This is a genomic window from Mycobacterium hackensackense (assembly GCF_025822555.1).
Taxonomy (GTDB): Bacteria; Actinomycetota; Actinomycetes; order Mycobacteriales; family Mycobacteriaceae; genus Mycobacterium; species Mycobacterium fluoranthenivorans.
The window spans coordinates 145,908-165,948 of the sequence record NZ_JACKUC010000053.1 but is presented as its reverse complement, the minus strand read 5'-3'; the positions used below and the strand labels follow the sequence as shown (position 1 = coordinate 165,948).

General features: G+C 65.6%; 22 protein-coding genes and 1 pseudogene. 7 read left to right on the top strand and 16 right to left on the bottom strand.

Features of this window, described 5'->3' with window-relative positions:
- Positions 1–23 precede the first annotated feature (23 nt).
- The 7 genes from H7J86_RS32700 to H7J86_RS32670 form a co-directional block, all read right to left on the bottom strand.
- Positions 24–650, bottom strand: a complete 627-nt coding sequence (locus H7J86_RS32700; RefSeq protein ID WP_267296176.1) for a hypothetical protein — start codon at positions 648–650, stop codon at positions 24–26.
- Between the two features lie 266 nt (positions 651–916).
- Positions 917–1,855, bottom strand: coding sequence for a DNA-binding protein WhiA (gene whiA, locus H7J86_RS32695; RefSeq protein ID WP_267296174.1), 939 nt, complete (start codon positions 1,853–1,855; stop codon positions 917–919).
- Between the two features lie 243 nt (positions 1,856–2,098).
- On the bottom strand, positions 2,099–2,263 hold the full coding sequence (locus H7J86_RS32690; RefSeq protein ID WP_267296172.1) for a hypothetical protein: 165 nt from the start codon (positions 2,261–2,263) through the stop codon (positions 2,099–2,101).
- Between the two features lie 10 nt (positions 2,264–2,273).
- Complete coding sequence (locus H7J86_RS32685; RefSeq protein ID WP_267296170.1) at positions 2,274–2,813, bottom strand: ASCH domain-containing protein; 540 nt, start codon at positions 2,811–2,813, stop codon at positions 2,274–2,276.
- Positions 2,814–3,179: 366 nt separating this feature from the next.
- Positions 3,180–3,374 (bottom strand): hypothetical protein, encoded by a 195-nt coding sequence (locus H7J86_RS32680; RefSeq protein ID WP_267296168.1) that lies wholly within the window; start codon positions 3,372–3,374, stop codon positions 3,180–3,182.
- A gap of 38 nt (positions 3,375–3,412) precedes the next feature.
- Positions 3,413–3,682, bottom strand: a complete 270-nt coding sequence (locus H7J86_RS32675; protein ID WP_267296166.1) for a hypothetical protein — start codon at positions 3,680–3,682, stop codon at positions 3,413–3,415.
- A 48-nt stretch (positions 3,683–3,730) separates the two neighbouring features.
- Positions 3,731–4,042, bottom strand: coding sequence for a PE family protein (locus H7J86_RS32670; protein WP_267296164.1), 312 nt, complete (start codon positions 4,040–4,042; stop codon positions 3,731–3,733).
- Between H7J86_RS32670 and H7J86_RS32665 the strand changes: the two genes are divergently transcribed.
- On the top strand, positions 4,041–5,234 hold the full coding sequence (locus H7J86_RS32665; protein ID WP_308204891.1) for an ATP-dependent DNA ligase: 1,194 nt from the start codon (positions 4,041–4,043) through the stop codon (positions 5,232–5,234). The two genes, H7J86_RS32670 and H7J86_RS32665, sit on opposite strands and share 2 nt — an antisense overlap.
- A gap of 85 nt (positions 5,235–5,319) precedes the next feature.
- On the opposite strand, the gene H7J86_RS32660 is transcribed toward H7J86_RS32665, so the two are convergent.
- The 3 genes from H7J86_RS32660 to H7J86_RS32650 all read right to left on the bottom strand — a co-directional run bounded on the left by H7J86_RS32660 (position 5,320) and on the right by H7J86_RS32650 (position 8,387).
- Positions 5,320–5,664: an Imm63 family immunity protein gene (locus H7J86_RS32660; protein ID WP_308204892.1), complete on the bottom strand. Its 345-nt coding sequence runs from the start codon at positions 5,662–5,664 to the stop codon at positions 5,320–5,322.
- 58 nt (positions 5,665–5,722) lie between these two features.
- Positions 5,723–7,552 carry a TNT domain-containing protein gene (locus tag H7J86_RS32655; protein WP_267296160.1) on the bottom strand — a complete coding sequence of 610 codons (1,830 nt, stop codon included), beginning with the start codon at positions 7,550–7,552 and terminating at the stop codon, positions 5,723–5,725.
- Positions 7,553–8,012: 460 nt separating this feature from the next.
- The gene (locus H7J86_RS32650) at positions 8,013–8,387 is read right to left on the bottom strand and encodes a hypothetical protein (RefSeq protein ID WP_267296158.1); all 375 of its coding nucleotides are present in this window, start codon (positions 8,385–8,387) and stop codon (positions 8,013–8,015) included.
- Between the two features lie 417 nt (positions 8,388–8,804).
- Here H7J86_RS32650 and H7J86_RS32645 point away from each other — a divergent pair, with 417 nt between their 5' ends.
- The 3 genes from H7J86_RS32645 to H7J86_RS32635 all read left to right on the top strand — a co-directional run bounded on the left by H7J86_RS32645 (position 8,805) and on the right by H7J86_RS32635 (position 11,872).
- Positions 8,805–10,259, top strand: a complete 1,455-nt coding sequence (locus tag H7J86_RS32645) for a hypothetical protein (protein ID WP_267296156.1) — start codon at positions 8,805–8,807, stop codon at positions 10,257–10,259.
- 387 nt (positions 10,260–10,646) lie between these two features.
- Positions 10,647–11,231, top strand: a complete 585-nt coding sequence (locus tag H7J86_RS32640) for a helix-turn-helix domain-containing protein (RefSeq protein WP_267296154.1) — start codon at positions 10,647–10,649, stop codon at positions 11,229–11,231.
- Positions 11,228–11,872 (top strand): RES family NAD+ phosphorylase, encoded by a 645-nt coding sequence (locus tag H7J86_RS32635; protein ID WP_267296152.1) that lies wholly within the window; start codon positions 11,228–11,230, stop codon positions 11,870–11,872. Before H7J86_RS32640 ends, H7J86_RS32635 begins: the two co-directional genes overlap by 4 nt.
- Positions 11,873–12,219: 347 nt before the next feature.
- On the opposite strand, the gene H7J86_RS32630 is transcribed toward H7J86_RS32635, so the two are convergent.
- The 3 genes from H7J86_RS32630 to H7J86_RS32620 form a co-directional block, all read right to left on the bottom strand.
- Positions 12,220–12,507, bottom strand: coding sequence for a DUF1330 domain-containing protein (locus H7J86_RS32630; RefSeq protein ID WP_267296150.1), 288 nt, complete (start codon positions 12,505–12,507; stop codon positions 12,220–12,222).
- Positions 12,508–12,697: 190 nt separating this feature from the next.
- Entirely contained in the window at positions 12,698–13,591 is an 894-nt protein-coding gene (locus H7J86_RS32625) for an FtsK/SpoIIIE domain-containing protein (RefSeq protein ID WP_267296148.1), read from the bottom strand.
- A 786-nt stretch (positions 13,592–14,377) separates the two neighbouring features.
- On the bottom strand, positions 14,378–14,725 hold the full coding sequence (locus H7J86_RS32620; RefSeq protein WP_267296146.1) for a hypothetical protein: 348 nt from the start codon (positions 14,723–14,725) through the stop codon (positions 14,378–14,380).
- 270 nt (positions 14,726–14,995) lie between these two features.
- Between H7J86_RS32620 and H7J86_RS32615 the strand changes: the two are divergent.
- A pseudogene (locus H7J86_RS32615) lies at positions 14,996–15,133 on the top strand (ATP-binding protein); the annotation flags it as partial.
- Positions 15,134–15,146: 13 nt separating this feature from the next.
- On the opposite strand, the gene H7J86_RS32610 reads toward H7J86_RS32615, so the two are convergent.
- Positions 15,147–15,413 carry a hypothetical protein gene (locus tag H7J86_RS32610; protein WP_267296144.1) on the bottom strand — a complete coding sequence of 89 codons (267 nt, stop codon included), beginning with the start codon at positions 15,411–15,413 and terminating at the stop codon, positions 15,147–15,149.
- Positions 15,414–15,797: 384 nt separating this feature from the next.
- Here H7J86_RS32610 and H7J86_RS32605 point away from each other — a divergent pair, with 384 nt between their 5' ends.
- Positions 15,798–17,657, top strand: a complete 1,860-nt coding sequence (locus H7J86_RS32605; protein ID WP_267296142.1) for a hypothetical protein — start codon at positions 15,798–15,800, stop codon at positions 17,655–17,657.
- A 20-nt stretch (positions 17,658–17,677) separates the two neighbouring features.
- Positions 17,678–18,145, top strand: a complete 468-nt coding sequence (locus tag H7J86_RS32600) for a hypothetical protein (RefSeq protein WP_267296140.1) — start codon at positions 17,678–17,680, stop codon at positions 18,143–18,145.
- An 18-nt stretch (positions 18,146–18,163) separates the two neighbouring features.
- On the opposite strand, the gene H7J86_RS32595 is transcribed toward H7J86_RS32600, so the two are convergent.
- Positions 18,164–18,469, bottom strand: coding sequence for a hypothetical protein (locus H7J86_RS32595; RefSeq protein WP_267296138.1), 306 nt, complete (start codon positions 18,467–18,469; stop codon positions 18,164–18,166).
- Positions 18,470–19,162: 693 nt separating this feature from the next.
- Positions 19,163–19,714, bottom strand: coding sequence for a hypothetical protein (locus H7J86_RS32590; RefSeq protein WP_267296136.1), 552 nt, complete (start codon positions 19,712–19,714; stop codon positions 19,163–19,165).
- Positions 19,715–20,041 lie beyond the last annotated feature (327 nt).

The window sequence follows — 20,041 nt, the reverse complement described above, 5'->3', positions numbered from 1 at the left end:
CCCCAGGGCGACACGTTGCCCGATCACCGACCTCGCGTTGATGCGCCAGCGATGCCGTGCCGCTTGCGCACCCGTCTCCCCTCCCGGGTGAAGTACTCCAGGTTCGCGAAGGGCAACGGCGCTGTGGGGTCGGCCATGAGGCTGGCGGCTCGCTCATCGACCTGCGCGCAGAACAGGCGCAGCATGGTCCGCTCGCCGGTCTTCACCGCGCCGCACAGCGCGAAGTGCACCCAGAGCTGATCGAGCCCGCCCAAGCATTTCAGCGGCCAGCCGCCAGCGTGAGGCTTGGCTGCACCAAGCGGCGTTCGGTAGTACTGGCCGACGCGCTTAGATAGCGACGAACCGGCCAGGCCGATGTACAGGACCGGTTCGCCTGCCGGGCGCATCGCCTCCAAGCGCCGCATGAGCGCGGGCGCGGCGGGGCGGACGCCGTCGAGCCGCAGCCGTGGGCAAATCGTGAGCAACTCGCCGACCGCGTCCGGCGACACGCGAACCTTTTGCCCGGGTTCACTGCGCAGGTCGTCTGGATCCTCGTTGGCCGAGATGAGATAGACGCCCGGCCCGTTGATTGGCACGGGCGCACCCCAGGGCACCGACCCTTCCCAGCGCACGTCGGCCGCGGCGAGGAGACTTCGCACGGTCACAGCCACTGTGCTCGCTCGAATCAGCCGTACGCCTCGGGCAGTGACTGAAGAGGCGACCAGGGATCCCCTTCGAACGCGCCCTTCAACTCCTGTAGCGGCTGACTGGATAGTTGGCTGATTTGCTCGGGCAACCGCTGCGGCGAACCCACGAACTCGAAGGCGTGGACCTGGTCGTTTCGCGCGCCATCACCCATGGTTCACCTGCCTTTCGTGTCTTCTGTATGACTCTCTCACACCCGCGGGCACGCTCCGCAAGACCGCGCTGACGGCTGCTAGGCCGACTCGCTCGTCGAGCGCCTCTCGGCGAGCCGGATCAGGCGACGAATCCTGCCTGCGATCGCATCCTTGGTAGTGGGCGGGTCGGCCAGTTGCGCGAGCTGTTCGAGGGAGACGAGGCGATGTTCGATGCGCAGCCGCCCAGCCTGCGCCAACTGAGCTGGCGCGTCATCGCCGAGCACCGCCAATGCGTGTTCGACCTCAGCCGCAGTCGCCGCCGCTGCCGCCTCTGAGCGAAGACGGTTCGCGCTTCCGAACTGCCGGCCCGACCCTGACGCGACGTACTGTGCCCTGCGCGACCGACGATCCTCCCATGCCGCCAGCGTCGCGGAGGCCCCAAACGATGCCAGCAGCGCGGCGATGTCCTCATCCTCGCGAACGACGACGCTGATCCCCTCCGTGCGACTGTCGTGTGTCTTGGCCCGCACGCCCAACCTGCGGGCGGCGCCGACCAGGGCTACCGCGGATTCGATACCCGGACAGGGCACCCGCACGCCCCCACTGCTGCGCCGGTTGGAGATCAGTTCACCGGATCCGAGAAACGCACCACGCCAAAGCGATTCCACGCCTGCCACGTTCCCGCCGAGCAAGTGGGCGGGCAGTCCGCTGACCAATTCACCCTCCGGGGTGAGCAGCCCCGTGTGAGCGGCCATCTTCGAGACGTCGCGATCGACACGCACCACGTACCCCGAAGCTGCGCCCGGTGCCAGGTGATGGTGCACCGTAGCGCGGTAGCCATAGAGCTCCGACAGACTGCGCTGCACGCGGAGCGCGGTCAGATCGAGGTCGACGTGGGCGGATAGGGTCACCCGCGATCCCGACAGGCGGACTCCGTCGACGAACCTCAAGAGCGCAGCGAGTTCGGCGACCCGTGTCTCAGGCGACTTGAACACCAGACGGCACAGCTCCCGCTTCGCTTCCGTTGTGAAGTCCACTGATTGGTCCGATCTGTCAGTTCTTGGTGGATCTGTCCTATGTAGCGAACGGTAACTGTCCGGGTCGGCTCAACTCGGTAGCCGACGCCCAACCGGCCCGCATTTCTCGCCCACTACCGGGGACTACCAACCGCATCGCGGCAGCTGCCCGGACGGCCAGGCGCGTCTGCCGCGTCTGGCGGGCCTCGGCCTGCCGCAACGAGCGACACTGGCCCGGCCAGGCATTGCAAAATGCGCGCGGTCTCAGAGGTATAGACCGTAGTCCACGGCCGCAGGATCACCGGCGTGCGCTCGCTCGGCGATCACACCGGCGACGGCTTCCAGGCGGTCATGCTTGGCATCGTCGAGGTAGGTACCGATGTCGCGTACGAGCCGGTCGTGCTCGGCCACCAGGTCACCAGTCGACATATTTTGCGGCTCAGCCCTTTTCACTTACGACCGCCTTTACCGGTGCCGATTGGTCGACGAGGCGCCACAGGCCGTTGGCGAGGTTCTGGGAGGCTTGGTCGACTGCCCAGAGAGCGCACTCGCTGCACTGGCCCGTGTTGTCGTCATACGTGCGGGCCCAACTGCACGGTCCTGTGAGTCCGGCGCAGGCCGCATACTCGGTGCATCCGCAGCCGCGGCATACTCTCGGGTAGGACCATTCGATCCGGGTGATCTCGGTGCTGGGCTCGACCCCGCGGTGGGTGCTGCAGAAGAAGTCGACGAACTCGGCCGGCGTCAGTCCGGGGAACCCTTCGGCGACCACGTCTGCTGGCGAGATTGCTTCGAGCGGTTCTCGACGCACACCGACGACGTCGACGATGACGATCAGCTCGCGGTCGGCGCGGCGGACACCCCGGTACTTGGGGCACAGCGCCAGCTGATCCCCTGCCTGCAACCGTAGCCATCCATCGCGTCTGGTCTGAGTCTTGACGCGATCGCGTACGGCTTGCGTGGTAAGAGCCACGGACATCCACCACACGCGGGACTGTGGGTCTGGCATGCCGGCACTCCTATCGTTGGCTGTGGTCACCGGCGAGGTGCCGCCGCCACTTGATTTCAAACTCGGCCAATGCTTCGGCTTTCGCTTCGCGCAGGTAGCGCGCGTACTCCTCAGGGTGTGCCTCTTTGAGCCTGGCCATCGCTCGGCCCGGGCACGGCGATACCGCGTTGTGGCGCAACACCGTACGCCGTACTCCGCAGCTGCACCGTGCGCGTGGCGAATCCGCTTCAACAGCCACGTCGGCACGATCGAGATCGATGATCTCGTGTCCGGGGTCGTTACTGGAGGCGCTCATATCTCTATCGCGTCGAGGAAGCGTTGGTAGCGGAGGGATGGTCAGGCGCCGAAGTGCATCGACCAGTAGACCTGTTGGGGATCGGAGCCATGGTTGACCGTGGTCGTTTGGTCGGTGAGGTCGACGGCGTCTCCGCCGGCTTGTCGGACTGCGGTGGCGGCTAGGTCCAGCATCGCCGCGATCGCCTCTGCGTCGTCGTAGCCCGTTGTACTGGCGTGTATTTCAAGATTTGACATGGGGTACACCTCCCGGTTGATGGTGCTGTCTCAGCGGATTAGTTCGCGTCGGCACGCCACGCGGTGCAGTACGCGTACTGTCGCCCGTCGAGCAGGTGTGCGTCCGGTTCGTCGCCGGGTCGGCATAGCGCCGCGAGTGGGTAGCCGTTGTCGACGACGGTCAAGTCGGGTCGCCACGTGCTGCGGGCAAGTTCCTGGGCCTGATTCAGCAGCTGCGGCCAGTCGTCTTTGCGGCCGGTCACCGACAAGGTCTGCGGGTGGTGGGCCGACTGCAGCTGCACCTCGATCGGGTAGTCGTGCTCTGACATGTGTCGCTCCAGTCGGGGTGGTCGGACGTGGCGAGGTGGGTGGTGCCGTCAGAAGGTGAATCGTGCGTTGGCCGAGGCGATGGCGGCGTCCTGGTTGGCGGCCACAGCCTGCAGACGCCGCGCGAAGTCCTCGATCGACTCGGGTGTTACCGCGGCGTTCGCTTCGAACGTGTCTGCGGCGTTGCCCAGGGCCACCTGCGTCGCGCTGACCCGATCGGCGGCCAGCTCACGCAGCTGCGCCACCACGTCGGCGACGACGGCGTCCCTCGCCCCAGGGTCGGAGCGCAGCTGCGCCGCCAGAGTCATCAATGTGCCTGCACCGCGACGCAACGCGTCGGGGTCGAAAACGATGTTTCCCATGACGCTTACCTATCAATTGGCGGCACGCGCCACACGGACCGACGCGTTTCGAAGGGCACAATTCGCAGTGAGGAGGCGGCGGGCAGCCGATGGCCGTCTTTCCCATGGCCACTGGACCGACGCGTTTCGGACGGCACTATTCGTCGCCGAGGGTGCGCAGCGGGCGTACCGTCATGGCGTGGCCGTTCATGCCGCCGGGGCGCGCCACGGGTCGCCGGAACCCATGTTGGCCACCTTGCGGCCGGTGCCTTCCAGCAGCGCCGGCGTGGCTGTGGAATGGAAATATGACGGCCAGCGCACGGCTGTAGTGGTCGACGCCGCCGGGACGTGGATCGTGTCGCGCAACGGCGCCGACGTGTCGCGGACGTTCCCCGAGTTGGCGGCCATCGGCGACGCGTTGGGCGGGCGCCGCGTCATCCTCGACGGGGAGATCGTTGCCGTCGATGCGCAGGGCCGGCCGTCGTTCACCCGGCTACAGCGCCGATGGCCGCAGCATCGGAGGCCCACCCCGACCCTGCTGCGTGAAGTGCCCGTTCGTGTGTTCGCCTTCGACGTCGTTTCTCTCGATAGCCGGCCCTTGACCGGCCTGCCCTATTCCGAGCGACGCGCCATCCTCACCGAGCTGACCGACGGCCTCACCTCACCCGTGCTGACCGTCCCGCAATCGTTCGTGCAGGTGTCGCCGGCAGACATGCTGGACATAGCGAGCCAGCACGGCATGGAGGGCGTCGTCGTGAAACGTGTTGATTCACCTTACGTTTCGGGGCGCACGACGTTGTGGACCAAGCATCCCGTGCGATCGACTGCGCAGCTGCTCATCGTTGCCTTCTGGCATGGGAGCGGCCCGGGTGGCGCCCGCAGCGTGGGTTCTCTGCTCCTGGCCGGTCATAACGATCACGGGGATCTGGTCGCGGTCGGCCAGGTCGGCACCGGGTTCAGCGCGTCGATGCGACGTCACCTGTTCGAGCTGCTCGATCCGATTCGCAGCACGGATCCGCCGGTTGTCTCTGCACCCGCGGTGCCGGGCGCCGTGTGGGTTCAGGCCAGACTGGTCGGGGAGGTCGCTTACCGGGAGTACGTCCACGGACGATGGCTGCGCCACACGAGCTGGAAGGGCCTCAGAGACGCCGTCGACCCGGCGACGGTTGCCGTACCGCCGGCGACCGCGCCGGACGCGCCGGACGCACCGTGAAGGACAACCACACGCCCCGAGCCGCCTCCCCCGACTGCCCACCTCCGGTGCTGGCAACGCGATCATCCGGCGGCGCGGCCGGCGATCAGAGGGGTTCGCCGATATCGGGAAGCAGGTTCAGGTCGTCTGGTCGCGCCACGCCCGGCTCCCATTGGCGGAACTTGGCGGCCAATTCCCTCACCCGCCGTTTCGCCCACTCCGGACTCAAGCCGCTGAGGACGTCGTACTCGTAACGGAAGCGCTCCTTGCGGTCGGCGATGTAGGACGCCTTGTCGGTGACACCGCTCTGGCAGTACCAGTACAGGGCATCTTCGAGCGTGCCTGTCTGGTCGAAGCCAAGCTGACCGCGCTCGTAGAACGCGAAGTGGTAGGTACCGCTGTCGTCAACGAAGACGTTGAGGCCATCGTTGGTTCGCATCCCGACGGGTATGGGTGTGATTCCCAGCCGCGCTGCGCAGCGGTCGATCTCGGTTTGCAGTTCGGCTGATCTAGCGTCCAAGGGGTGGTCCGGCACGTTCGATGATTCCCTTCTCGAGTAGGTCGTTCACCGAGATCCTCGTCCCTTCGGGACCTACGACCATGTATTGAATCGATCCGGGGGAAGGTGTCTGTCCGAACCACGGTTGCACCGGCCCTTCGACGATGCGCCACCCTGGGGGCATAGGTGCCCCGGTGACCATGTAGCGGTTGTACTGACCACCGACGGTCTCCGGGGTGATCGCTCGGTCGCTGTAGGGGGTGCCATCCGGCGATAGGTACTGCCCGTACTCGGAGCCGAATCTGTCGATGATCGTGCCTTCGGGTAGTTGGGCGGGTTGGGGAACGTAGCCGGGTGGGAAGCCGTCGTTGTCGGGCCAGTTGCGGGCCCCTGGAGTTCCGAAGAGGTTCTGGAATTCCTGTGCGGGCATGCCGCCCAGCGGGTCCCAGCCGCGCATGACAGCCAGGGGCGCCCCGCCTTCGGTGACCAGTTCGGCGGGTAAGCCGGCGCGGATGGCAGCGCCTTCGCCACCGAACGGTGCGGTCGCTGCAGCGGCAGAGAGGTCGAACGTCTTCTCCCCAGCGAAGTACGCCGCGCTGGGCGAGTCGAGCGCATGCTGGACCTGGTCGACCGCGGTACCCACCGGGTTGGTCATCGTCTGTTGGAGGCCCTGGGCCACCTCCTTCCAGGAGTCCAGTACACCCGGCGCCCCGGGCCCGCCTTGGCCCAAGAGGTTCTTGATGCTCTGCTCGGAGTTGCGCCACGCGTCACCGAATCCCTCGCCGAACCCGGGTGCCGGCATCCGGCCCGGCTCCGGCGGGCGATAGAACGGGTTGATGCCCTGCGCCTCTGCGTGCGCGACCATCTGCGACAGCCGCGACTCGATCTGGTCGGCTGGTACGCCCTGACTGGCCAGAATCGGCCGCGCCGCGGCCTTGAACGCCTCAACGTCCTTCGCCGGCATCACCATCGGCGTCGCGTGGTCGGGAACCGGAGCGCCGGCCAACTGGTCGAGCGCACCGGAGAGGTTGGCCGGTTGATCGCCAGGCTTGCCCGCCGACGCTTCAGGTACGTGGGCCCCTGCGACCTGGTCGAGCGCACCGGAGAGGTTGGCCGGTTGATCGCCAGGCTTGGCCTTGGGGTCCGGCGCGCCCGGGCCGAGGAGGAGGTCTTGCAGATCCGCAGGCTGGTCCGGCCCCCCAGTTGGCCCGCCGGCCGGCAGGAGCATGTCGGTCAGGGAGCGCGGTGCGTCACCAGACGGGTCGGCACCGGTGGCGGCTCGCACCACAGATTCCGCGGACGGCACTCCGCGAGCAGCCAAGTCCCGCTCGGCATCGGTGACCGACTCCTGACCCGAAGCCACCTTGATCGCGGTCGCCAATTCCTGGTCGGCGGCAACGGCTTTGAGCATCATCCGATGAATTCGGTCGCGCGCCTCGCGTTGGGCGGCCTGACGTTCCTTGAGCTGGTCCTGCGTCAATCCGGCCAGCTCGAAAGTGACAGCACCGGTGGCCAAATCGATATCGAGGTGCTTCTCGGCCGCGTAGAGGGTGATGTCCTCCCATTCCCGCTTGACAGCCGCAACCTGTTCCTCTGCCGCGGCCGCGGCTCGGGCGACCAGCTCGCACTCCCGCGCATGCGTACGCAGGTCGAGCGCGACCTTCCCCGCCCCGGCGCGGGCCGCGTCAGCAGCCGCGCTGTCCCAGGGAACGGCCTTCATCACAGCGGTCAGCGTGTCGGCAGCCTCCTGGGCTGCCGCGCCGTGCTCGGTCGCCGCGCGGAAAACGTCCCGGATGGACGACGGCTCCCACCGCTGCACATCCTCCAAGGTGATCCCCACCGGTTAACCGCACCCCCTCGGCGCTGCCGTCATGCCCTGCATCGCAACGGGCTCCCGGGCCGCGAAGACCCGCCCGGCGATGAGGATAACAACTGGTCAGCTGGGCGCTTCTTTTTCAGCAAACATCCCCAACCACCGCGGCGCCTAAGCGCTGCCGAGAAAGGTGCGGTCACATGCCAGCAAGGCTCGCCTGCCCGCGGGTGAGCGGTTGTTTCAGTGCCGAGCAGGATGCCGGAATAGTCGGGGAGCGGAGGCGTTTCCGACGTCGACGGCGCGGGCCACTCGCTACAGTCCGCGGGCCAAGGCCGCCATTCTTCGGCAACGCCGCCCCAACGCTACGGACCTATGCGCCAACCTCAGCTACCGGAGTGCTCATGATCGGGCCTCGTCGATGCCGACGGTGCACCGACGCCTGTTCCACTACGAGGCTCACCACCCTGGCAGCGGAGAGACCCGCGGTCTATAGCTGGAGGCGGGGCGCCGATGCGCGGTCGATCCGCCTGGCCGATCCACGGTCCGTCGCAGGCACAGCACGCGCGGCTTGATGCAGGACCTCGGCGTGCGCGGCGATCAGCGATGACACTTGCGAGCTGAAATCCGACCAGCCGGTGGTCTTGAGGGCAAAGGCTGCGGCGGAATCGCCGATCAGGCCAGGGTTGGCGGCCGCAGCGACAGTCTGCGCGCCTTCGTGGCGGCGGGTCATCTCTTCGTGGCACCCGTGCAGGTGGCCGGCCGCGGCGGCAACGGCCTCGGGCTGCATTGCGATGCGCTCAGACGAAGTCACCAGACCCCCACAACTCTCTGTCACGGCTCCTGCGGCCACGGTAGCAAACATGGCCGGTCTACTTCGGCCGTCAACAGTCTCGGTGTCCGACGGCGTGAGCCCGGCGACCGCACCGGGTGCAGTGCATGTCGCTGCAGGTGATCGTCGTGCGATCGTTGCTGATCGTGACGCGGCATTCCTCATGGCTCTCGTTGGGAAAGCGCGCGGCCAAGGCAGCGTCCCACTGGACCGCGGGTGGTTCAGCGGTCGGTCCGCCACTATCCGCCGCAGACGAGAGGTGGTGGTGGCCGGGCCGCATCGTTGCCATTATTCCGGATCCCTCGACGGGCCTGGAGCACGGATTTGCCTCCGAAGGCCCGGTATATTCCATCTATGCGAAGTGTTGCGCCGGCGTTGTTGCCGATATTCCGTTCTTCGCATCAGGCTGGCCTACTCAACCGCCTGTTCCTCACCGACGCAGAGATCCCCATGACCGAACTCGCTCGAGCCCTCGATATCCCCCTGACCACGTTGCACCGAGAAGCCGAACGCCTCGAACAGGCAGGGCTGCTGACCAGCCGCCGCTGCGGCCGAGCGCGACTTCTACGCGCCAACCGTGAGCACCCCGCCGCGGCCCCACTGACGGCACTGCTTACCGTCACTTTCGGCCCCGCCCAGATCATCGCCGAGGAGTTCGCAGGCCTCCGCGCGGCCGCGGTCATCATCTATGGCTCCTGGGCGCAGCGCGATGCCGGATACAACGGGACCTTCCCCACTGCCGTCGAGGTCCTCATCGTCGGTGACGCTCTCGACGAGGAGGCCGTACACGTAGCCGCAGCATCGGCCCAACGTCGACTCGGCCTGCCCGTCGACACCGCGACCTGTGCGCGCGCAGTCTGGCACTCCCCATCGCCACCCGCAGAGATCGCCGCCATCCACGCACAACCCTTCCGGACCGTCCTGACCGCGACACCCGAACCCGTCGACCCGCCACACCTCGACGGCATCTACCGGTTGCGACCCTCATGGACACCGCGCTACCAGCCCGACGTCTACGTTCCCGCCGACCTGAACATGCTCACCGGCCCCACCAGCGGCCACCACGACCCACCCGTGCACCTGTACTGGCAGCCCGGCACCCTCGACTTCGCCAACCCCGCTGACCGCGAGCTGTTCTACTCCTCGGCCCTCACCACCGCCAGCAGCACCCACGACTTCACGCAGTGGATCAATCGCGACACCCTCACCGCCGCGTGGCACCACTTATCGCTGCCGACCCGCGTACGCCGCGCCTGGGAAACCCTGCACCCCAACCTACGAGACGAGGCCACCACCGTGAACGACCGAATCCGCATCCAAGACACCATTCTGGCCGCGATCGCCGAATTCGGCTTCGCCCTCGCCGGCGGGTCAGCACTCATCGACTACGACGTCGTGTCCCGCGAAACCGATGACATCGACGCCTTCAACGACCGCTGGGACGTCGACGCGTTCACCGCGGCCTGCGCACGCGTCCTACAGGTCTGCCACGAAAACCATTGGAACGCAGCGCTCGTCGCAGACCAAGACATGGACAAGCAGATCCGCGTCGACGCCGGAACCGGTCACCCAGTCATCGTGCAGCTCGTCTACTACGGCCGCTCACAAGACCCCGAGCAACGCCCCGGTGGTGGTCTACGACTGATCTTCGACGACGTCGTCGCCGGCAAGGGCGCCGCCATCGCCGACGCCGCCCGCGGCCGCGACTTCTACGACCTCGCCAACATCATGACCACCCCCGGCTGGACCCTGCAACGCGTGGAATCCGCCATGCACGCAATGCGATTCGGCGATCTCATGGACGCGTTCCGCGCCAACCTCGACCGCTTCCGCCGCGGCGACTTCGACGACGACATCCGCAAATCCGGATTCGACCCCGACTTCTGCCACCGCACCTTGGGCTGACTTCGGCGTTCCGCGCGCCTTAACTGGACCTCGGGCCCGACTCGTCTAGACATGAGGAGACAAGCTCTCGGGATAGGGTCGCCAGCGAACGCGCTGTACCCGGCTCCGCCATCTCGACGGCGAGCTCACCGTCGCTGAGCTGACTCAGGCGCGCCTGCTCGCGCTCTGTTGGCGACTGCGCCACCGCAGCCAGCATCCGGATCGCGATGTCACGCGGGACCTCTAGTCGCACGTGGCGCTCCCTTCCGGCACAGATACATGCTTTATACAGCCACGTCGCAACCTTATTGGCCTCTCTGTCGACGTCGGAAGTTCGGGCGGACCAGCCTCGACATCGACCCCCTAACGTTGATAGAATGGTGTTAATACCCGTTAAAGGAGGGCCCGATGTCCGTCTCAAACGAACTCGAACAACTCTTGCGCGACCGTTTCGAGATCAGCCCCGACGACTTCGTCGCCGCCCTGAAATACCTGCCGGCATCGCGCCCATGGGCAGCATCCCTCAGCGAAGCAGAGGCCCGCCTGCTCGACGACGCCGACTTCCCCGAGGACCGCGACGCCTTCATCGTCGCCGGCACCGAGATCGCCGGACACACCGCCCACCTCGCGGTCACCGCATTCACCGCCGATGACGTCGCCCAGGGACTGGGCATCAGCGCCTCCCGCGTACGACAGAAGCGCCTCGCCGGTGAGCTGTGGGCCATCCCCGACGGGCAGACTTGGCTGTTCCCCGTTCTGCAGTTCGAAACCGCAGACGATGGCGGCCCCACCCGCCAGGTCCGCGGCCTCGACCGAGTCCTCAAAGCCCTCCCCGATGATCTGCACCCCGTGGCGGTAGCAGGCTTCCTGCGCACCCCGCAGCCCGACCTCGTCCACGGCCGCCCTATGACCCCGATCGAATGGCTGCGCGCTGGCGGCGATGTCGACCAGGCTGTCGCCGCGGCCGACGCCGTCGACTGGTACGCAACATGACTGCTCGCCTACCCGGGCCGCCACCGACCGACGAGCTTCGCGCCATCGGCGTCCGCGACGAGGAACTGCGCACCGTTGCCACCGACGAGACCTGGTGGAGGGTCCACCGCACCACCGGCACCTTCGTGCTGGGCTGGAACGCCTTCCGCGAGCACGGACCGCACCTGCGGTTCGACCCCCACCCCCCACCGGCTCGCCACCATGACGGGATCGGCGTCTGGTACGCCGCTTCGGAGCCGTTGTCCGCGCTGGCCGAAGCCTTTCAGGCCGACCGCACCATTGACCGGTTCCGCGGCGACCCCTACCTCACCGCAGTGCGGTTCACCCGCGCCCTTGCGCTGCTCGACCTCGCCGCCGACAGCACCGGTGCCTGGCCCACCCGAGCCGGCGGCACCTTCGCCCTCTCCACCGGGCCGCACTCCATTACCCAACGCTGGGCCAGACGCATCACCGAGGCCTTCCCCGACCTCGACGGCCTGCGCTACAACAGCCGGTTCGCCGGCCAACCCTGCATCGCCCTGTTCACCCCTGCAATCACCGCAATGCCTACGCGCCCAACGCTTTCGCTTCCCCTCGCTCACCCGGGGGTGGCGACCCGCATCGCCGCCGCCGCGCAGCGACTCGGCTATCTCACGATTTAACTCAAACGCACTTTCGTTCGGCCGCTGGCGTGCTCGTCTGGCCGCTGGACGGCTCCTCGAGCACTTGACCCCCGCCAAGGTAACGACCTTTTTACCGGCTTATCTGTAAGTCGCCCTTGTCAATCCACTTGAGGGCACGTGCGGCCACAGCATTCGACGTCGGGAACATGTGTCCAACGATCACACCGCGGAGCTCCGCTATCCAGCGCCGTCGCCGGTTTCGGCCGCAGGTGCGAAGTGGGTGTAGGTTTTGCGTGCGAAATTCGCCGGGTAAAGCTAAACGAGCCGTTCAGGAGGTCATCTCTAGAGCCGGCCCGGACCGGCACGCCGGCCGTATTCGCAGGGACTCAGACGATTTGCACCGGGATTATTTCGGTCCGCGCGATCACGCGATCACGTTCCGCAGAAAGGGCTGTCCTCCGGGGATCCGACATGTAGGCATCCCTTGCAGCCTCGGATGGCCACTCATACAACTGAATCTCTAGAGGACGGTCCTCTTGACCATCGCTGCGGGCACGCTGCAACACAGTCCCCCCATGCTCGGTCACCAGCGCCAGCACTGAATCTTCATACGCGCTCATGGCTTCATCCATGCCCGGGCGAGACCACAGGAGTACATAGGAGGTCAGCTTCACGCCCCGATCGTCGCACGCGATGCGACTCCTGTACGCCAGCAAATCGCGACTTATCTCGGCGGTCAACGTCGGGCGCACTCCTCCAGATAACTCTGTTCCCCACGATTCCTCTGAGCAAGACCAGCGTCGTGGGACACAGTCGGATACACCCCATATCGACCTACAGATAATGCAGTTGGCCCGCAGCCACTCATCTTCCGCGGATGCGCTGACTCAAGATCGAAGCAACAGGCGCCGCGTAGAACATCCGCACCGGGCCGGTCAACCCACTCACCGCGTCCCTCAGGTAGGCCTGCGCCCTGAGGGGCAGCGTCGTCGCCTCCACACCGCCGAGTAGCGCGGCGCTCGCCGCCGGAAAAGAACGGAAGACCACCGCTGCATCGTGGCGCAGAGGTATCAGCTCATCCCGATAGACCTCGTGCCGCATGCTTGCGACGACAACACGCACGCCAAGCGCAGGACCCTCTGTGACGAGACGGGCATAAAGCGCGATGACCTCTGGATTGAACAAGACGAGCTCGTCGAACGCATCGATCAACACCACGAAGTCAGCTTCTGCCCTGAGCTTTTCAAGCCGCAGAGCCGCGCGGCGGTCGACCTCGGCGCCCACCGCGGAACAAAAATCTGTTGCGTTCAAAAACGGCGGGTCACCCAATTGCCGTTGTAGCGAGCACACGACGTGCGGAAGCTCCGCACACTGCTCAAAAGTCGCACCTTTGAGGTCGAGGAACGCCAGCCTAACCCTGCCGGGCGGGTAGAGGGCACACATGGCCAACGCCAAAGCCTCCAGCGCGACACTCTTACCGGTGCCCGCTACTCCCGCAACAAACCACACGGCACTTGCAGCCGAGAATTCAACTGAGACAACCTCTTCTGACCCATCAGCCAGCATCCCGACCGGTACACGAAGCGCAGCATCACGGGCATTACGCCCCCATCCGTCGGCCGGATCAAATGTATCGACGGCCCCCACTCCGAGCGCGTCAAGAAAGGCCTCATCAACTTCACGACAATCGTCCCGTTGCACAACCACAACCTCGGGCGCCTCGCGACCAACCGCCCGCAACGCCGCGGTGTAGGACACACCGTGCCTCCGTTGGTACTCGCGTGCAGCCTGCTTACGCGCATTCGGTGTCGGCATCGTCAACCGCCCTCCCAGCTAGTTACGCGGACAACGCGGAACCCCCCACACCACTCCACTGCCGCGCACACCAACAGGAAAGCTGCGCGCCGCCCGCAGGGCGTTGTCCCGACTCGCAAAAAACCGGTGTGGGCGGTCCATCGACTGCGGGAGCCAGCCGCACGCACGCGGCATACACCCAGATTAGCGCTCTGCCGGCACCCGCAGCGAAAGACACCACCTGCATCGCCCTATTCACACCCGCTGTCAACGCAATGCCTACGCGCCGACCTCGTTCACTCCCTTTGACCCACGCGCATCGCGGGCGCCGCACCCCGACTCGGCCATCTCACAACCGATACTTTCGGCCGGTCGCTGACATCCGCACAGGAGGATGACACCGGCCCGCATCGCCGGCGGACAACTCATGTTCGAGCAGGTCTTCACATGCGGCGCCGACGGGCATCCTCAGCAGCTGCTCCAGCTCGTCGCGAATACCGGCTGAGCGGGCCAGTCTGCTGCCCGGGCCAGCTCACTATCGCTGACCTTGCTCAAACGGGCGTGCTCGATGCCGGTGGGCGCTTGCGCTACAGAGACCAGCATCCGGATTGCGACATCTCGGGGGACCTCAAGGTTTATCGCCACAGCCGTTTGCTCCCTTCAAACAACTCCTGGATCCCTGTTCGCCGCAGGTGTCCGCGTTCGGCGGCGAGCGGCTGCGAACGATGCAGTTCTCCGTCGCGGACCCGTTCACCGAAATTCTGCAGTTGCTCCGTCCATCCGGATTAACGCGTTCAACAGTAAGGGCCCCCCGCGCCCTGGGGGCTGTTCTCCGCGCGCGGCGGGGTCATCGCGTAACGACCGGCCGATGTCGCGGGCCGTCCGCTCGAACCGAGGGTCGGCCAGCATCGCCACCAACTCCGCGTCCACCTGGTCGGTCAAGTGGACTACACCGTCGTCGTTAGCCGCATTGTCGAGGATTACCCGCAGGCTCAATTCTAGATCCGGGTGCGCCTCGAGCACCTGTCTCAACGCGTCGACCAGGTTCTCAAAGGTCTTCTTACCGAGCTGATGTGGGCGGATCGAACGGTCTGGCACTGTGCACCTGCTTCTCTTCCGAGGTCGGCCCGTTTGCTCCATGACGGGGTTCGGCGAAGTTAACACTCGCCACCGAATCACTGCGGCACCCAAGCCGTGTCCAACCTCTCTATCTCGACTTACCGCGATCAATAGCGTCCGTCTGATCCAAGCTGCGGAGCTCCCGTGATCCCCACCGTGGGGCAGCCATCAGGGTCCCGGCAGCTCGCTCCTCGCCAGATGGCGGCGGCGGCCGTGACCGACCGCGTCCAGAAGGCCTGTCAGCTCGTGTGGACAAAGACGTTCGCCGATCCCCGGTTGTATGCGGCGATCGTGGACCGGCTCACTTTCGGGGGCACCATCATCGAAACCGGCACCGCCTCCTACCGGCTGGCCCACGCCCGCACCAAGAACACCGCTGCCGGCTGAACGAGAACACCACTCACATCCGCGAGGTTGACGCAGCCTCACGTGGTGCCGCAGCACCTTTCACCGCTTCCCAGCCGGCGTCGGCGCCTTTCCAGAACAGCCGCCCGGCGATCGACATGTACAGGAAGTAGGTCAGATACACCGGCACTGTGCCCCATTGGGTAACCCAGTCGGGCAGGGCTGTGATCGCGGCGAACCCGCCCGCGAGCATCACCAGCCCGGCCACCAGCGCTGCCAAGTCTTTGAACCCGAACTGTGCGCGTTCGTTGAAGGTGTGCATGATCCCCCGACCGGTAGATGTTCATAGCCTTTGATGTGTTCGAGCGCCACGCCGCTGATGCGTCTTCGGTCAGGACATGTTGCTGTGGTCGGAGCGTAGCGCGTGCCCACGCCGGTAAGGCTGTGTGCGAGGTCACCGCCGGGTGGCGTTCGGTTTGGTGCCCGTTTTCCCGACTACACCTTGAAAGACCCGCCATCACCACTGGCGGACGGGGGAAGCAGAAAACCGCAGGGGGTAGTCATGATGGGAAATTCAACGGGGATCCGACGTAGCCGCGGATCAAACGCAGCGGCTCGCGGCAGCCGAACGGGTCTTTGCTCAACCAGCTCGCCGGTGTGGCCATCAGTGCTGGCCACACCGGTGCAGGTCCCCGCAGGAGATGCGGTGACCAGTCCGCTGCGTGCCACCGCTGGTGGACGGCACCGTGCGGTACCGGTGCGATCGATCGGCGATCGCGGCCGATGGGTACGCCTGGGTGTAGCAGCCGGGATGACCGCGCTGCTGGTCCCCGTCGCGGGTCTGGTCATCCCGCTGACCAGCGCTGATCCCGCGGTGATGGCGCAGGCCTCCGCGACACCGAAACCGGGGTCTGCGGGCGGGAATCACTCCAAACCTGGGGACAACAAGAAAAAGAAGAAGACCGACAACAAGAAATCGAACAACAACCGGCAAGGTTCGTCGGCCCGCAGCTCCAGCAGCGATTCGGGTGCGCAGCACTCCGGGTCGAGTTTCAGTGAGCGGACCAATGCCAACAACCGTTGGTCCGCTGACGGCGCGAATCGCAGTGTGAACACCCGGGTCTCCAGCCAAGCCGAACCGCAGCCGCCGGCGCAGGCACCGAGCCAGGTGCAGGAAGCGCCGCCGACCCAGGGGCAGCAGAACACCGGCCAGCCGGCCACACCCCCGCAGGACACCACACCGGCACAGACCTCGCCGCCGGCTGCGCAGCAGCAGACCCCGACCGTGGTCATCCCCGCTCAGGGCGAATACGCCCCCGGTGAGCAGACCACCACCACGGTCACCCCGGCAGCACCCAATGATCCGACCGGGCCCGCCACCGCACTGGTCATCGGGTTGGCTGCCGCCGGCGCCGGAGCGGCGTCTCGGCGCAACGGCTCCCGCTCGTCGTCGACCCCGTCGACGGCGACCGATCCCACTCAGGGGGTGCGGGGCGGGTTCAGCGTCACCCACATCGGCCAAACCGACGGCGACCAAACCCTGGTCACCCTCACCGACCCGTCCTCGCCCACCCGGTACAACTTCGACGCCTCCCAGGTCGTCCCTGACGGCGGCAGTCTGCAGGTCAACCCCGACCAAACCGTCTCCATCCTCGACGCGTCGGGTACAGCTACCGGTGACGGCTTCTCGGCCCCCTGGGCACGCGATGCCACCGGCGCCGCCCAACCCACCCAATTCACCGCCCAAGGCACCACCCTCACCCAAACCATCACCCCACGACCGGATGCGGTCTACCCGATCACCGCCGACCCCGACGGGATCAAGGTCGATGATTCGGCCATCAACAGCCCCACGCCGCCGATGGCGCCACCGGCGCATCCCGACGATCCGTTGTTCGGCCAATCGGATATGTCGACCGTCGAACGCGTGCTGTCGGGAACGGCAGGCCGCGCCGACGGCGCCACGGCGGTCGGGTATCTACAAGCCCGCGGTTGGGATACCGCCGCCAACCTCATCGGTCATTACCTGGCGAACGAGAGTGGTAGTGGGGATTCGTCGTTGGCACGCGACTTTCAGCTGTCCACAGCAGAAACTGACGCCCTCGGGGCTGACCCCTACAACGGTGGATACGGTGCCGACAAGGTCGCATCATTGCCCGACCTGCTCCAACAGGCGAGGACCAGCGCCCTTACCGCGGCGGCCACCTCAGGCCAACCGACCTACACCGAGGTATTCGGCAACGCTGGAGGGTGGACCGAGGTCGCCGGGAGCACTCCCACCAACATCTACGCAACGGGCCGTTACTCGGCGCAGATCGTGACACAAGTTCAGAACGCGGGCACCCCGCAGGCTGTGATCCAGCAACGCTTCTACGTCTATGATTTCACTGATTTCGACCACAACAGCGGAACCATCACCAACATCGGCGCCCTCACCAGTAACCCGATGGAAGCTGGGAAAATGACCGTCATCGACGAACTCAGCACTCTTCGTGACATCGGCTACGCGCGTGCCTTCAACACCTACGGCGTCAGTAGCATCCAAACCTTCCTTCCTGGGCAATGAGAGGCACACCACTGTCTGCGATGGCCCGAGCAGGACGGATTCTGGCGACGGCGGCACTGCTGGTCATCGTCGTAGGATGCGACGACAATCCACCACCCTGGAACTCGACACTTACCGATTCCCAAGCACGCCAGGCGATGACCGATCTCGGCATCAGGATCCCCGCCGACTATTCGTTAGTCGGCATGACCAGCGTGGCCTACCCCGTTGGTCACGCCTCCTATCGAGGTGCCTTCGACTATCCGATCCGCGGAAAAGCGCCCGTCATGCCCCAAATCGACGGGGCGCCACCCGCGGCGCCAGTGCCCGAATGCGATCCCGATGACCAAAAACTGTGGGCCAGCTACGGATTTACCTGCGCGATGACCAGTGCGCAGTCTGTCTCGTTCCGCCCCCGAGACAAACGAATAACGAACGAGATCACAGCAGTTACCGCCATCATTACCCCCGGTCATGGCCGCTTCTTCATCTACTCCACTGGAACGTGATCCCGCCACGGCGAGCCGTCAGCTCCAAGGCGGGCCGTAACAGCCTGTCACCCCTTTTCCAACCGCCATCTTCATAGCCACCATCGTGCAATTGCCCGAACTCATCACGTATCCGGTCGCACCCTGGAGCCACCCCGAGCCGTCATCCCGGGGCCACTTCAAGTTGACATAGCCACCTGCATCTACTACGACCGCACCGACCACTCCATGCTCGCACGCGGCATACGCGAACAGGTGCGAAACCTCTCCTCCACCAAAGACCACCAGCACCACGTTCTCGCCACCGAAGGAAGCCAACCACTCAACGAATCCGGCGGTGTTCACCTCGTCCTCGCCCAACCCGACACGGCCCAACAGCCATCGCGCGGGAGTCCCGTCAGCGAACCGCAAAGCCCCTGTAGGCGTGAGCGCGGCGTCGACCACGCCGGCGTGGCGAAACTGGCCGCGTCCGGCGCTCAACGATTCGAACCGCTGTGGTCTAACTTGCGGTGGAGCGCTTGCGGCTGCTGAAGATCCATCCAATTACCGTGGGACACAGCACAGACTCAATCTCCAGCGAGTCCGAGAACTTGAGCTCACATTTCATGTCGTGCAAGTACGTCGGGTCGGGCGAGGGCCCAGTGAGACCTAACGGATTCCCTTGCGGGAATGTCGTGTTCGGGGCAAGCTCAGCGGTCAGCATGCAGGCCGCGGCGTACGGGAGCGACTCCTCGGAGCTCTGCCCGGTCTTGGAGCAGTAAACGCTCACCACCGACACGTACGGGTAGGTGTTATCCGCGAGCCAGGACGTGAACCTGCTCGCTGTTTCATCCGCACTTAGCGCGACCGAAGGGGTGGTGGCGGGCGCTGCCTGACCCCCACACGCAGACAGCAAGCCTGCGACCACAGTGGCGACGACACCCCGGCCCGCGGCGCTTGCGCCCTTCATGGAGAGTGCTCACGATTCATGCGGCAAAGTTTACGGATGGGTGTGCAGGATCGAACACCACGACGCGAACAACAGGTCCAGAACTCCACTTAGCCCACACCGCAGCGCTTATCGAGGCGCGCGGAATCCACCGTTGCAGCCGCGACGTCGGCCTCTTTGTAGATGTGGCTACGAAGCTTGGTGATCTCAGTCAGACGCTCGTCCACATACCGCCTGGCCGTCATCGCGGTGACGGTGTTGACTCGCTCAGCCGAGATCGCCGGCGTGAAAAGATCCACTACCCGGACGATCGCTTCGGTACGGTTCTCGATGTACATATCGATGTTCGGCGTTGTCCAGTCCCACCCTGATGGGAGCTGAGGAATGGCATTGAGCGCGGCCTTAATGGACGGCCATGATTCGCACGTTGCGGTTGCGGCAGGGGCGACTGGCTGGGGTGCAGCAGCGGCCGGGGCTGCCGCGCTGGGCACGCCGGTGCCGGGGTTGCGTGAAAGGATGCCGACGGTGATGTTCGCCGTGGCGATGATGACGGCCGCTACGCCGGCGGCAACTACTAGCCCCCGACCTGCCGGCTTGTAGTAGCAAGACGGCCGCGAGTGCTCAGGCCGGGGCGGTGCACCCGTAATCAGCGTTTCCCCCATGGTGGGATGATAACCAGGCCCGGTAGATGAGGTGTCGAACTGCGCGTGTCGTCGAAGTGTTTAATTCGCGAGCCGCGATTGCACTGACCAGTCTCTTTTGTGCCGGATAGATAGGGCTCTTCGGTTGGGCGGCGCGCCGTACCGAGGTCCTTATGGGGCAACGGATCCCACGAAGTCATCGACGGGTGTTACCAGCTCCAGATTTGGCCTTTTCGGACTCGGACAAGTTGAGCTTCGCACGGACGTCGCTGAACTGGCCGCGTTTTGTCGAACCAGTCGACGAGCAGGTTCGTTGGCAAATTCGACATGGCGGGGAGTTCTGGTCGA